At 49.7% G+C, this 13,029-nt stretch carries 11 protein-coding genes and 2 pseudogenes; 6 read left to right on the plus strand and 7 right to left on the minus strand.

Annotated elements, in window-relative coordinates; all coding sequences use genetic code 11:
- Positions 1 to 184: 184 nt before the first annotated feature.
- Together mobB and mobA are read right to left on the minus strand one after the other, a co-directional pair.
- Entirely contained in the window at positions 185 to 691 is a 507-nt protein-coding gene (mobB, locus tag ACKI5T_RS15930; protein ID WP_407438686.1) for a molybdopterin-guanine dinucleotide biosynthesis protein MobB, read from the minus strand.
- Positions 688 to 1,272 carry a molybdenum cofactor guanylyltransferase MobA gene (mobA, locus tag ACKI5T_RS15935; RefSeq protein ID WP_407438688.1) on the minus strand — a complete coding sequence of 195 codons (585 nt, stop codon included), beginning with the start codon at positions 1,270 to 1,272 and terminating at the stop codon, positions 688 to 690. Before mobA ends, mobB begins: the two co-directional genes overlap by 4 nt.
- Before the next feature lie 68 nt (positions 1,273 to 1,340).
- Here mobA and ACKI5T_RS15940 point away from each other — a divergent pair, with 68 nt between their 5' ends.
- The 3 genes from ACKI5T_RS15940 to dsbA all read left to right on the plus strand — a co-directional run bounded on the left by ACKI5T_RS15940 (position 1,341) and on the right by dsbA (position 3,322).
- Positions 1,341 to 1,610 carry a YihD family protein gene (locus ACKI5T_RS15940; RefSeq protein WP_407438690.1) on the plus strand — a complete coding sequence of 90 codons (270 nt, stop codon included), beginning with the start codon at positions 1,341 to 1,343 and terminating at the stop codon, positions 1,608 to 1,610.
- 75 nt (positions 1,611 to 1,685) lie between these two features.
- Positions 1,686 to 2,672, plus strand: coding sequence for a serine/threonine protein kinase (locus tag ACKI5T_RS15945; RefSeq protein ID WP_407438692.1), 987 nt, complete (start codon positions 1,686 to 1,688; stop codon positions 2,670 to 2,672).
- A 26-nt stretch (positions 2,673 to 2,698) separates the two neighbouring features.
- Positions 2,699 to 3,322: a thiol:disulfide interchange protein DsbA gene (gene dsbA, locus ACKI5T_RS15950; protein ID WP_015961061.1), complete on the plus strand. Its 624-nt coding sequence runs from the start codon at positions 2,699 to 2,701 to the stop codon at positions 3,320 to 3,322.
- Positions 3,323 to 3,335: 13 nt separating this feature from the next.
- Here dsbA and ACKI5T_RS15955 read toward each other — a convergent pair.
- Both ACKI5T_RS15955 and ACKI5T_RS15960 read right to left on the minus strand, forming a co-directional pair.
- Positions 3,336 to 3,503: pseudogene (locus ACKI5T_RS15955) on the minus strand (acyltransferase); the annotation flags it as partial.
- Positions 3,482 to 3,658, minus strand: a pseudogene (locus ACKI5T_RS15960) (acyltransferase); the annotation flags it as partial. The pseudogenes ACKI5T_RS15960 and ACKI5T_RS15955, both read right to left, overlap by 22 nt.
- A gap of 434 nt (positions 3,659 to 4,092) precedes the next feature.
- On the opposite strand from ACKI5T_RS15960, the gene polA reads away from it, so the two are divergent.
- Complete coding sequence (polA, locus tag ACKI5T_RS15965) at positions 4,093 to 6,885, plus strand: DNA polymerase I (protein WP_407438693.1); 2,793 nt, start codon at positions 4,093 to 4,095, stop codon at positions 6,883 to 6,885.
- A gap of 310 nt (positions 6,886 to 7,195) precedes the next feature.
- Here polA and yihA read toward each other — a convergent pair whose 3' ends face one another.
- The gene (gene yihA, locus ACKI5T_RS15970) at positions 7,196 to 7,822 is read right to left on the minus strand and encodes a ribosome biogenesis GTP-binding protein YihA/YsxC (RefSeq protein ID WP_407438695.1); all 627 of its coding nucleotides are present in this window, start codon (positions 7,820 to 7,822) and stop codon (positions 7,196 to 7,198) included.
- A gap of 575 nt (positions 7,823 to 8,397) precedes the next feature.
- On the opposite strand from yihA, the gene yihI reads away from it, so the two are divergent.
- Both yihI and hemN read left to right on the plus strand, forming a co-directional pair.
- Positions 8,398 to 8,913, plus strand: a complete 516-nt coding sequence (yihI, locus tag ACKI5T_RS15975; protein WP_407438697.1) for a Der GTPase-activating protein YihI — start codon at positions 8,398 to 8,400, stop codon at positions 8,911 to 8,913.
- Between the two features lie 188 nt (positions 8,914 to 9,101).
- Complete coding sequence (hemN, locus tag ACKI5T_RS15980; RefSeq protein ID WP_407438699.1) at positions 9,102 to 10,475, plus strand: oxygen-independent coproporphyrinogen III oxidase; 1,374 nt, start codon at positions 9,102 to 9,104, stop codon at positions 10,473 to 10,475.
- Between the two features lie 40 nt (positions 10,476 to 10,515).
- Here the strand turns inward: hemN and glnG are convergent, their stop codons facing one another.
- Positions 10,516 to 11,928 (minus strand): nitrogen regulation protein NR(I), encoded by a 1,413-nt coding sequence (gene glnG, locus ACKI5T_RS15985; protein ID WP_015961056.1) that lies wholly within the window; start codon positions 11,926 to 11,928, stop codon positions 10,516 to 10,518.
- Positions 11,929 to 11,938: 10 nt separating this feature from the next.
- Positions 11,939 to 12,988, minus strand: a complete 1,050-nt coding sequence (gene glnL / locus ACKI5T_RS15990; protein ID WP_015961055.1) for a nitrogen regulation protein NR(II) — start codon at positions 12,986 to 12,988, stop codon at positions 11,939 to 11,941.
- Positions 12,989 to 13,029 lie beyond the last annotated feature (41 nt).

The following is a 13,029-nucleotide window of genomic DNA, read 5'->3' on the forward strand; positions in this document are numbered from 1 at the left end:
ATGCCGAACTCAGAAGTGAAACGCCGTAGCGCCGATGGTAGTGTGGGGTCTCCCCATGTGAGAGTAGGGAACTGCCAGGCATCAATAAAGAAGAACCCCGGTCCGAAAGGCCCGGGGTTTTTTGCTTGTGTTTTTCAGTGATAATACTCAGAAAATAAGCCAGTCTGATAAGAAGTCCGGATGTTTACTGCTTCTTTAGCCATTCCTGGATAAAATTGGCAATCTCATCCGTGTTATTGAGATCTAATATGGGCACCTGTAGTGCCAGCAAAACATCACAGGCAACAGCAATCACATCCTGATCCAACGTTAACTCATCGACTCCATGCCCGGTACCTTTCCTGAATAATAGAATCTTAGTCACTGGTTCATGCTTAAATCCCTCAACTAATACCAGATCCAAAGCGGAATGATCCATGCGACTCACAAGATAATTGAGATCGAGTGTGTCTTTCTCTGGTGTCTCAGTCATTAGTGCCCATCGCTGCGTACTGGCAACCATGGTTTGTGCGGCTCCAGCGTGACGCAATTCGTAACTGTCCTTACCCGGTTTATCGACATCCATATTGTGATGGGTATGCTTAATTACCCCAGTACGAATACCTCGCTCGCAAAGCGCAGGAATGAGTTTTTTTAGAAGCGATGTTTTGCCGGTGCCACTCCATGCGGCGATGGCTAAAACGGGTTTCATACAATCCCCTGTATATTTCGCAGATCTTCAGGTGTATTCACGTTAATAAAAGCGCATTTTTGATCGCTAAAATCGACTGAATGACCGCCGGATTGACGCATGAACATCATCACTCGACGTTCTCCGGATGCCAGGTACGTTTTCAGTTCTGCAATTAACCTTCGGTTAATCAATGCAATAGTAGGATGATCTCGCTCGCCATCATGTACCCAGACGACAGGGGCATTATTCTGATTGCTCACCAGACGCTCAGCAAGACAAGTTGGAATAAAAGGAGTATCGCAGGGACAAAAGAGAAACCATTCACGCTCAGACTGCTGCATAACGCTGAGCATACCGGCTAAAGGCCCCGGATAATCGTCCAGACTGTCTTGATATACGGGATAGCCACTTTGCTGGTAAATATCGATATGTCGGTTAGCGCTAATCGCGATAGCATCGACTTGCTTACGAAGCGTATCGGCCACATGCTTCCATAAAGGCTTTCCATTTAGCTCTTGTAAGCCCTTATCTCTTCCCCCCATTCGCGTCGCTCTTCCACCCGCCAGAACCACGGCGAGTACTTCCTTGCATTGATTCACAAATATCGCCTCTTTTATTGTGGGATTGACCCTGATAACGTATTCCCATAAACGAAAGGAGCATCGCAATGAAATGTAAACGTCTGAATGAAGTTATTGAACTCCTCCAGCCAGCCTGGCAAAAAGAGCCGGAACTGAATCTAATCCAATTTTTACAGAAACTGGCGAAAGAGTCAGGTTATGACGGCGAACTGGCCGACCTTTCTGATGACATTCTGATCTATCACCTCAAAATGCGCGATTCTGCAAAAGATGCTGCGATTCCAGGGATAAAGAAAGATTACGAAGAAGATTTTAAAACCGCACTTCTACGCGCCCGTGGCGTAATTAAAGAGTAAAACCTTGTAAGAGGCGCCACCGAAATCTCTGTGAAATGATATCCTGAATCATTCGTATAATTTCCGGATGATCGGATGAACGACAAGTCTTTTACTTTCCAGACATTACACCCGGATACCATTATGGATGCCCTGTTCGAACAGGGTATCCGCGTAGACTCCGGGTTAACACCTCTTAACAGCTATGAAAACCGTGTCTATCAATTCCAGGATGAAGACCGCCAGCGTTTTGTCGTTAAGTTTTATCGGCCTCAACGGTGGTCTGCTGAGCAAATCCAGGAAGAGCATCAGTTCGCTCTGGATCTCGTGAATGATGAGATTCCTGTAGCCGCGCCGATCCAATTCAATAACCAAACGTTACTGACGCATAAAGGTTTTTTTTATGCGGTGTTCCCAAGCCTGGGCGGCCGTCAGTTTGAGTCCGATAACATCGATCAAATGGAGTGGGTTGCCCGCTATCTGGGTCGAATTCATCAGACTGGGCGAAAAAAAACCTTTAGCGCCCGTCCTGCGATCGGGATTCAGGAATATTTAACAGAACCCCGCCAGGTTTTCGAAACCGCCACGCTGATCCCCAAGGCCCTGAAAGCGAATTTCCTTAAAGCAACCGATGCACTGATTAATGCGGTTGCGATGCACTGGGATGGGCAGGTAGAAACGTTGCGCCTTCATGGGGATTGTCATGCCGGTAATATCCTATGGCGAGATGGCCCTCTGTTTGTCGATCTCGATGATGCCAGAATGGGACCTGCGGTTCAGGATCTCTGGATGCTGCTGAATGGTGATAAAGCGGAACAGCGCATGCAGCTTGAAACCATTATTGAAGCATATGAAGAATTTAGCCCCTTCAATTCAGATGAAATCGCTCTGATTGAACCTTTACGCGCCATGCGTTTTGTATATTATCTCGCATGGTTAATCAGGCGTTGGGACGATCCCGCGTTTCCTAAAAACTTCCCGTGGCTGACCGGGGAAGATTACTGGCGCAGCCAGACAACCACATTTATTGAGCAGGTTAAGGTTCTTAATGAACCTCCACTGCGATTAACGCCAATGTATTAATCGGAAATATCAGGAGAAAGTTGATCATGAAAAAAATATGGCTGGCGCTGGCAGGTATGATTCTGGCATTTAGCGCATCCGCTGCTCAATTCAGCGATGGCAAGCAGTTCAATACCCTTGAAAAGCCTGTTGCCGGTGAACCTCAGGTACTGGAGTTTTTCTCATTCTATTGCCCCCATTGCTATCAGTTTGAGGAAGTGCTGCACGTTTCTGATAACGTGAAGAAAAAGTTGCCTGAAGGCACCAAAATGACCAAATATCATGTCGAATTCTTGGGTCCATTGGGCAAAGATTTGACCCAGGCTTGGGCTGTTGCATTGGCGTTAGGTGTGGAAGATCAAGTTACCGCCCCAATGTTTGAAGCCGTACAGAAAACCCAAACCGTTCAGACGACGGCTGATATTCGCAAAGTCTTTGTTGATGCCGGTGTAAAAGGTGAAGATTACGACGCTGCATGGAACAGCTTTGTAGTGAAATCCCTGGTCGCCCAACAGGAAAAAGCTGCCGCAGATCTTCAGCTGCAGGGTGTTCCAGCCATGTTCGTTAATGGCAAATATCAGGTGAACCCACAAGGTATGGATACAAGCAGCATGGACATTTTCGTGCAGCAATATGCTGACACCGTAAAATATCTGGTTGAGAAGAAATAAAAGAAAACGCCGGCTAACAGCCGGCGTTTTTGTTTGGCAATTTAATCCTGTTTATCAGCTCATCTTTATCATTCCATAGCGTGTTTAGCCAACCCTGGAATCGACGTTTGAAATGCTTATCGCTAATGTAATCGCCGTGTAACTCTTCATTCACCTCTACAACGCTAACCCTTCGCACCAGCAATGCATCATGAAATTACAGAATGTCGAAACTGTGCGTTAAACGACTGGAACCGGAAGCTATAATTTGATCACGCTGGCGAGAATAATGGGTACAGAGCGAAGAGAGTGACCAGAACTGAGCTGTAAGGTGAATGCAGCGAGAAATCTCGACATGATGGGTTTTTTAAGGTGGTTAACTGATAATCAACGAGGGTACCGTTAACGCAGGGCGCTGATTTTATCAGTAACCTGGCGTCGAATATGCTTTCACTCTGCGATTATGTGGAATTGATTTTGCAACAGAGTTTCACCCGTAAACAATTTTGGCGCAGGGAATATCCACACAGAGTAAATAATCAGCGACCGAAAATATACGGGTAGAATCCTTTCATAGTCGGTTGATCATAAAGCATAAATTATTAAAACTGATATTTAGAATGACATGATTATTCATATGGCATGAAAATATTCACAAAGTTATCCACAGTTTTAATTTGCGAGTGATCCTCAGGATCGCGAAATCTTTTCCCGGACACGGCGCTAAAAACTGATGTTTTCATCCGTCTGTGGCATCCTTGAACCATAAATTAATTAAAGGCACGTACACTATGGTTCAGATCCCAGAAAACCCTCTTATTCTCGTCGATGGCTCTTCTTACCTTTATCGGGCGTATCATGCGTTTCCTCCTCTGACCAATAGCGCGGGGTTGCCGACCGGCGCGATGTACGGCGTGCTGAACATGCTGCGCAGCCTCATCCTCCAGTATCAGCCATCGCATGCCGCGGTCGTTTTTGACGCGAAAGGCAAAACGTTCCGCGATGAACTGTTTGAGCATTACAAATCCCATCGTCCACCTATGCCGGACGATTTGCGTGCGCAAATTGAGCCTCTGCATGCCATGGTGAAAGCAATGGGCTTGCCGTTGCTGGCCGTTTCTGGCGTTGAAGCTGATGACGTCATTGGCACGCTGGCGCGTGAAGCTGAAAAGTTAGGCCGTCCGGTGCTAATCAGCACGGGTGATAAAGACATGGCTCAACTGGTCACCCCTGGTATCACCCTAATCAATACCATGACAAATACCATTCTTGGGCCAGATGAAGTCGCCAACAAATATGGCGTGCCTCCAGAACTGATTATCGATTTCCTGGCCTTGATGGGTGACTCCTCAGATAACATCCCAGGCGTGCCGGGTGTAGGCGAAAAAACTGCGCAAGCGCTGCTGCAAGGGTTAGGTGGACTGGACACCCTGTATGCTGAATCGGATAAAATCGCTGGCTTAACATTCCGCGGCGCGAAAACCATAGCCGCGAAGCTGGAACAGAACAAAGAGGTGGCCTACCTCTCCTACAAACTGGCGACCATCAAAACCGACGTTGAACTGGAACTGACCTGTGAACAGCTTGAGGTGCAGCAGCCTATTGCTGAAGAGCTGCTTGGCCTGTTTAAGCAATATGAATTCAAGCGCTGGATAACCGATGTCGAAGCCGGCAAATGGATGCAAGCTAAGGGCAGTAAACCTGCCGCGAAGCCAAAAGACACCATCGTCGTCAATGCTGAAGACGAAGTGGAAGAAGAGGCGACGACGCTCTCTTATGATAACTATGAAGTGGTGCTTGAAGAGTCTCAGCTCATTGCCTGGATAGAAAAACTGAAAAAAGCGCCCGTTTTTGCTTTTGATACCGAAACCGACAGCCTTGATAACATCTCTGCCAATATGGTGGGTCTGTCATTTGCGACGGAGCCTGGCATGGCGGCTTACGTTCCCGTCGCGCATGACTATCTTGATGCCCCTAATCAGATCTCCCGCGACCGCGTGCTGGAATTACTGAAACCGCTCCTCGAAGATGAGAAAGCGAAAAAAGTTGGGCAAAACCTTAAGTTTGACCGTGGTATTTTGCAAAATTACGGCATTGAGCTGCGCGGTATTGCCTATGACACCATGCTGGAATCGTACATTCTGAACAGTGTCGCGGGCCGCCATGATATGGATTCGCTTTCAGATCGCTGGCTTAAGCATAAAACCGTCACCTTTGAAGAGATCGCCGGTAAAGGCAAGAATCAATTGACGTTTAATCAGATCGCGCTCGAAGAAGCTGGCCGTTACGCGGCGGAAGACGCCGACGTCACGCTGCAACTGCATCTGAAAATGTGGCCAAAACTGCAAAAGCAGGAAGGCCCGCTGAATGTATTCGAACATATTGAAATGCCGCTGGTGCCCGTTATTTCGCGCATTGAGCGCAATGGCGTCAAAATTGATCCGGCGGTGTTGCACAAACATTCTGAGGAGCTCGCCCTACGATTGAGTGAGCTTGAGCAAAAAGCCCATGAGATTGCCGGAGAGCCGTTCAATCTGTCCTCAACCAAGCAGTTGCAGACGATCTTGTTTGAAAAGCAAGGTATCAAGCCGCTGAAGAAAACGCCTGGTGGTGCACCATCAACGTCTGAAGAGGTACTGGAAGAGCTGGCACTCGATTACCCATTACCTAAAGTGATCCTGCAATACCGTGGTCTCGCCAAGCTTAAATCGACATACACCGATAAGCTGCCGTTGATGATTAACCCAAAAACCAGTCGCGTTCACACCTCTTATCATCAGGCGGTTGCGGCGACAGGGCGTTTGTCCTCTACTGAGCCAAACCTGCAGAACATCCCGGTTCGTAATGAAGAGGGGCGCAGAATCCGTCAGGCATTTATCGCGCCGAAAGATTATCTGATTGTATCTGCCGACTACTCGCAAATTGAACTGCGCATCATGGCGCATTTGTCGCGGGATAAAGGCTTACTGACCGCGTTTGCCGAAGGCAAAGATATCCATCGCGCGACTGCAGCAGAAGTTTTTGGTTTGCCACTGGATAGCGTGACCAACGATCAGCGCCGTAGTGCGAAAGCGATCAATTTTGGTCTGATTTACGGCATGAGCGCGTTTGGCCTTTCTCGCCAGCTTAATATTCCGCGCAAAGAGTCGCAAAAATACATGGACCTCTACTTTGAGCGTTATCCTGGCGTTCTGGAATACATGGAACGCACGCGCGCGCAGGCAAAGGAAAAAGGTTACGTCGAAACGCTGGATGGCCGTCGTCTTTATCTCCCTGACATCACGTCAAGCAATGCGGCTCGTCGAGCTGGAGCAGAGCGAGCGGCGATCAACGCACCGATGCAGGGCACGGCAGCCGACATCATCAAACGTGCAATGATTGCAGTGGATGCTTGGCTTGAAAAAGACAAACCGCGCGTGCGCATGATCATGCAGGTACACGATGAACTGGTGTTCGAAGTTCATCGCGAAGATCTGGAAGCCGTTTCTAAAAAGATCCATGAACTGATGGAAGGTAGCATGACATTAGATGTGCCGTTGCTGGTGGAAGTAGGAAGCGGTGAAAACTGGGACCTGGCTCACTAATGATTCGATGCGTAATGCGCTTTTTATGTAAGTAAGCAACATAACAGTGTGCATTATGTGACATTCATTAGATTTACCTATGTAAAGAGTGAAAAAAAACTACAAAAAGTGCTTTGTCCAGCGATAAAAAAAGAGTAGAGTTATTCGCGTAGGGTACAGAGGTAAGATGTTCTATCTTTCAGACCTTTTACTTCACGTAATCGGATTTGGCTGAATATTTTAGCCGCCCCAGTCAGTAATGACTGGGGCGTTTTTTATTGCGGCAAAGAAAATTTTCGGCAAAAAAACGCGGACATCGCCGCGCTTCTTATCACTCTTCCGCTTCTACAGCGGGTTCCAGCCCGTTATACCAACTGTCTAGCTTTTGACGTAAAACATCGACGCCTTGCTTTTTCAGCGATGAAAACGTCTCAATTTGCACGTCACCGTTGAATGCCAGTGCGGCTTCACGCACCAGTTTGAGCTGCGCTTTACGCGCTCCGCTGGCCAGCTTGTCGGATTTGGTCAATAGCACCAGTACTGGGATTTCACTCGCTACCGCCCAGTGGATCATCTGCTGATCGAGATCTTTCAGCGGGTGGCGGATATCCATCAGCACAACCAGACCTTTCAGGCACTGGCGTTTTTCAAGATATTCCCCCAGGGCTTTTTGCCATTTGAGTTTTACCTCTTCTGGAACTTCCGCATAGCCGTAGCCGGGTAAATCAACCAGTCGCTTGCCTTCAGCCACTTCAAACAAGTTAATAAGCTGGGTACGCCCTGGGGTTTTTGAGGTACGCGCCAGGCTTCTCTGATTAGTCAGCGTATTGAGGGCGCTGGATTTCCCTGCATTAGAACGGCCCGCAAACGCCACTTCAATCCCGGTATCAGGGGGTAAGTGGCGAATATCAGGCGCACTGGTGACAAAATTCGTCTGTTGATAGTTCCAGTTAGTCACGTACTTGTCTCCAAAATTCTTATTCTGAAAGGGATTATACCTGAATGCAGGCAAAAGGCTTTCCCTTCGCGAATACGGCGTACGTTAACACCTTCTCTATTGTGAGATATCCGCCATGATATCTATGGGACATTTCAGACTAATGCCAAGCTTTAAAATAACCAATCCATTTAAAATCAAAGAGTTGTTTTTAAGTATTTTTCCTAAAATCCTTTTTTGTACACTTTCATTACTTGTCAGAAGAACTGAAAAAGGTAAAGTAGCACCCACGGCGAGGATGCCATCAGGATTATGACTTAAGGATGAGGGTCAGGAGCGCCAGGAGGCGAAGACTCAGGATTTCAAGGACGACACGCCAGGAGGCGTTTAAAAGGGAAATGGAACCGTATCACGGATGATTCCGCTAAAGGATAAACAGGGTTAGTTGTTGGCGAACAGGGATTGTAAAACCCGTTTAGGGTAGTGAGTCAGGAAAAAAGGCGACAGATTGCTCTGTCGCCTTTTTTCTTTGCTTGCTTTCTGCTAGATTTCGCCGCAATTCTATACTGAATAAAACGGCTTAAAGATAAGACATCATGAAAAAACCGACCTCTGCAGCGGGCGCGAAACGCCCGACAAAAGCGCACCGCAAAACACGTGAAGAACTGAATCAGGAAGCACGCGATCGCAAACGTGTTAAAAAGCACAGTGGGCATTCTGCGGGGAGCCGTGCGAATGGTAGCAGTGCATCAGGTTCTACTGCACAAAACAGCAAACAGAAAGATCCGCGCATTGGCAGTAAAACGCCAATTCCACTGGGTGTGACGGACACCCCAGTAGTCAAGCATCACAAACCTAAGAGCGAGAAACCTATGCTTTCACCGCAGGCTGAGCTGGATATGCTGGAGAATGATGAGCGCCTGGACGCGCTGCTGGAACGCCTTGAAGCAGGCGAAAAACTGAATGCTGAAGAGCAGAAATGGGTCGATGCCAAATTAGACCGTATTGATGAACTGATGCAACAGCTCGGTCTTTCTTATGAAGATGATGAAGACGACGAAGAAGAAGAGAAGCAGGACGACATGATGCGTCTTCTGAAAGGTGGAAACTAACATTTGCACCCGGCAGGCTCTATCGTCCTGCTTATAACCCTTCCGGTTATATGTTATCTGGTGTGGTTATTCGTTAAACTACGGCGGTTGTCGCGGCGACAGAGGTTGTTGCGCACCCGGATGATGACCCGCAATGGGGTAAAAACGGGCCGCCGTATACGAATGCGACACCAACGGAAGGAGTGAACATGTCTGTACCGAGCATCGACTGGGATCTGGCCCTGATCCAAAAATATAACTATTCCGGGCCGCGTTATACCTCATATCCGACTGCGCTGGAGTTTGCCGAAACGTTCAGTGAGGCTGATTTTCAGCAGGCCGTGGTGCGTTATCCTGAGCGCCCGCTTTCGCTGTATGTTCACATCCCTTTCTGCCACAAGCTCTGCTATTTCTGCGGCTGTAATAAGATCGTGACTCGCCAGCAGCATAAAGCCGACCACTATCTTGATGCCCTTGAGCAGGAAATTCTGCACCGCGCACCGCTTTTTGCTGGCCGTCACGTTAGCCAGCTGCACTGGGGCGGCGGTACGCCGACCTATCTGAATAAAGCACAAATCAGCCGCCTGATGGATCTGCTGCGGGCAAACTTCCGGTTCGATACTGATGCCGAAATTTCTATCGAAGTCGATCCGCGTGAAATTGAACTGGATGTCCTCGACCACCTCCGGGCTGAAGGCTTCAACCGTCTGAGTATGGGGGTCCAGGACTTCAACAAAGAGGTTCAGCGTCTGGTTAACCGCGAGCAGGATGAAGATTTTATTTTTGCTCTCCTGAACCATGCTCGCGAAATCGGTTTTACCTCAACCAATATTGACCTGATTTATGGCCTGCCGAAGCAGACGCCTGAAAGCTTTGCCTTCACCCTTAAACGTGTGGCAGAGCTGAATCCCGATCGCCTGAGTGTCTTTAACTATGCGCATCTGCCAACGCTGTTTGCGGCGCAACGTAAAATCAAAGATGCCGACCTGCCGTCTGCGCAGCAGAAGCTCGATATCCTGCAAGAAACCATCACGTCATTGACGGAAACTGGTTATCAGTTTATCGGTATGGATCACTTTGCCCGCCCGGATGATGAGCTGGCCATCGCCCAACGCGAAGGCGTGCTGCATCGTAATTTCCAGGGCTACACCACTCAGGGCGACAGCGATTTACTGGGCATGGGCGTATCCGCCATCAGCATGATCGGCGACTGCTACGCGCAAAACCAGAAAGAGCTGAAGCAGTATTATCAGCAGGTGGATGAAATCGGGAATGCGCTGTGGCGCGGGATTGCTTTAACGCGTGACGATTGTATTCGCCGCGACGTTATTAAGGCGCTTATCTGTAATTTCCGCCTCGATTTTGAGCCAGTAGAAGCGCAATGGGATCTTAACTTTGCGGATTATTTTGCCGAAGATTTAAAGCTGATCGCCCCGCTGGCGAAAGATGGGCTGGTGGATGTGACGGATAAAGCGATTCAGGTGACGCCGAAAGGGCGCTTATTAATTCGTAATATCTGCATGTGTTTTGACGCCTATCTCCGCCAGAAGGCAAGACTGCAGCAGTTCTCAAGAGTTATTTAAGCAATAAACCGGAGGCACAAGCCTCCGGTTTGAACTTAACTTATTCCATTCCTAACTCTTTCAGCTTACGCGTCAGGGTATTTCTCCCCCAACCCAGCAGTCGAGCCGCTTCCTGTTTGTGCCCTTGAGTGTGGCGAAGTGCGGTCGTCAGCAACGTACGCTCCATCTCTGGCTGTGCCTCTGACAATAAATTTTGATGACCGGAACGCAGCGCGCGATCCGCCCATTGCGCCAGAAGCGTCGCCCAGCTATCGGGCAATGACTGCCCGTTGCTGCTCTCTGGGGCCGTCGCTTCAAACAACTCACTCGGTAAATCCTGGATCAACACTTCCTGACCGGCAGCCATCACGGTGAGCCAGCGGCAGGTGTTTTCAAGCTGGCGCACGTTTCCGGGCCAGGCGAGACGAGTTAATGCAGCATCGGTCTCCGGATGCAGGAGTTTGGCTTCTACACCCAACTCGCGGGCAGCAACCTGCAAAAAGTGGCGTGCCAGACGGGGAATATCTTCACGGCGCTCGCGCAGCGGCGGCAGATGAACGCGGATAACGTTCAGGCGGTGGAACAAATCCTCACGGAATTTGCCTTCCTGAACGCGTTGCTCCAGATTCTGGTGCGTCGCGGCGATAATGCGCACATCCACTTTTACCGGGGCATACCCACCGACGCGATAGAACTGACCATCGGCCAGTACGCGCAGCAGGCGAGTCTGCACATCCATCGGCATATCACCGATTTCATCAAGGAACAGCGTCCCGCCATCGGCTTGCTCAAAGCGCCCCTGACGAACGGTGTTCGCGCCGGTAAAGGCCCCTTTCTCGTGGCCAAACAGTTCCGACTCGATCAAGTCTTTTGGAATCGCCGCCATATTCAGCGCGATAAACGGCGCTTTCGCACGCGGGCTGTGGCGGTGCAGGGCGTGAGCAACCAGCTCTTTACCTGTCCCGGACTCACCGTTAATCAAAACACTGATGGATGAGCGTGATAAACGCCCAATGATGCGAAACACGTCCTGCATGGCAGGCGCTTCGCCAATAATATCGGTCGTTGGCCCAAACACTGGCGCATTGCGCGGCTGTTGCTGTTCCTGATAATGACTGATCGCGCGCTCAACCAGCGCTACCGCTTCGTCGATATCAAACGGCTTGGGCAAATAATCAAACGCACCCTGCTGGTAAGCACTCACGGCCGCATCCAGATCGGAATGTGCGGTCATTATGATGACCGGCAACATTGGGTGGCGCTGCTTGATTTGCTTCAGTAACGCAAGCCCGTCCATTCCCGGCATGCGAATATCAGAAAGCAGCACGTCCGGGGTTTTGGTGATGAGCGCGTCAAGCACTTCGCTACCGCTTTCAAAGGTGGTGCAGTTTAATCCTGCTCCGGTAAGCGCGCGTTCGAGCACCCAGCGAATGGAACTATCATCATCGACTACCCAGACTATCCCTCGTTGCATCGTCGTCACCTTATTTTTTTATTGGCAGGTAAACCGAAAACTCGGTATGACCCGGCCAACTGGTAAATTCAATTTTGCCGGAGTGTTGATCGATCAAATTGCGGGCAATGGACAACCCAAGCCCGGTGCCGCCTTCACGGCCGCTCACCATCGGGTAGAAAAGCGTATCCTGAAGGTGCGATGGAATACCCGGCCCGTTGTCTTCAACGTCGATTCTCGCCGCCAGGCGATAGCGCACGCCGTGTAGTGTCAGCTGGAATGCCGTGCGGGTACGTAAAACAATTTCGCCGCCTTCGGGGCCTAACGCCTGAAGAGCATTGCGCACGATGTTCAGCAGAACTTGCTCAACCTGGTCGGGATCGTGCGGTAATTCCGGCAGGCTCGGATCGTAATCGCGAATCAGTTTGACGTTCGGTGGGAGTTCCATCGACACCAACTTCACGACCCGCTCCGCCACTTTATGAATACTTTCCGTTACGTGCATACCCGGCTGTTGCGGCCCAAGTAAACGGTCAACCAGATTGCGCAGGCGATCGGCCTGCTCAATGATGACGTTGGTATATTCCGCCAGCGCAGGGTCTGGCAGCGCCTTGGTCAATAGCTGTGCTGCACCGCGTAAACCGCCTAATGGGTTTTTGATTTCATGGGCAAGGCCTCTCACCAGATCGCGTGCAGCAATCTGCTGTGCATGCTGAAGCTGTTCCTGGCTGAGCCGACGCAGATTATCCATCGGCGCCATTTCCAGTAAAATCAGGCCGTCCGGCAAGCGTTGCGCCGTTAACGAGAGAATATGCGAGCGTCCGTCGATAACCAGGGTCACTTCGTTGTCGGTAAACCCCTGACCGGCAGCCAAACTTTCCTGCATCAACGCGATATTCAGTGAAAAATAACTCAACAGTTCCGGTAAAGGTGTGCCGAATAATTTGCGTGAGCTTTGGGCGAGCAACTGCTGCGCCGCAGGGTTGGCGTAATGGACCGCCAGCTCATCATCGACAAGTAAGATACTGTTGATTAAAGAATTGAGGATCTGCCCAGCATCGGGCAGCGCGCCAGTTGCCATTCAGCAGTCTCCTGGAGTGGGTGCACTAATTTAGTGCAGTA

The sequence above is a fragment of the Lelliottia sp. genome, assembly GCF_045627565.1.
In the GTDB taxonomy this organism is placed as follows: domain Bacteria; phylum Pseudomonadota; class Gammaproteobacteria; order Enterobacterales; family Enterobacteriaceae; genus Enterobacter.

Bases quoted from the DNA above. Each gene is read 5' to 3' on its own strand.
- mobB (WP_407438686.1), bottom strand. From the start codon at position 691: ATGAAACCCGTTTTAGCCATCGCCGCATGGAGTGGCACCGGCAAAACA.
- hemN (WP_407438699.1), top strand. From the start codon at position 9,102: ATGTCTGTACCGAGCATCGACTGGGATCTGGCCCTGATCCAAAAATAT.
- glnL (WP_015961055.1), bottom strand. From the start codon at position 12,988: ATGGCAACTGGCGCGCTGCCCGATGCTGGGCAGATCCTCAATTCTTTA.
- glnG (WP_015961056.1), bottom strand. From the start codon at position 11,928: ATGCAACGAGGGATAGTCTGGGTAGTCGATGATGATAGTTCCATTCGC.
- polA (WP_407438693.1), top strand. From the start codon at position 4,093: ATGGTTCAGATCCCAGAAAACCCTCTTATTCTCGTCGATGGCTCTTCT.
- ACKI5T_RS15940 (WP_407438690.1), top strand. From the start codon at position 1,341: ATGAAATGTAAACGTCTGAATGAAGTTATTGAACTCCTCCAGCCAGCC.
- ACKI5T_RS15945 (WP_407438692.1), top strand. From the start codon at position 1,686: ATGAACGACAAGTCTTTTACTTTCCAGACATTACACCCGGATACCATT.
- dsbA (WP_015961061.1), top strand. From the start codon at position 2,699: ATGAAAAAAATATGGCTGGCGCTGGCAGGTATGATTCTGGCATTTAGC.
- yihI (WP_407438697.1), top strand. From the start codon at position 8,398: ATGAAAAAACCGACCTCTGCAGCGGGCGCGAAACGCCCGACAAAAGCG.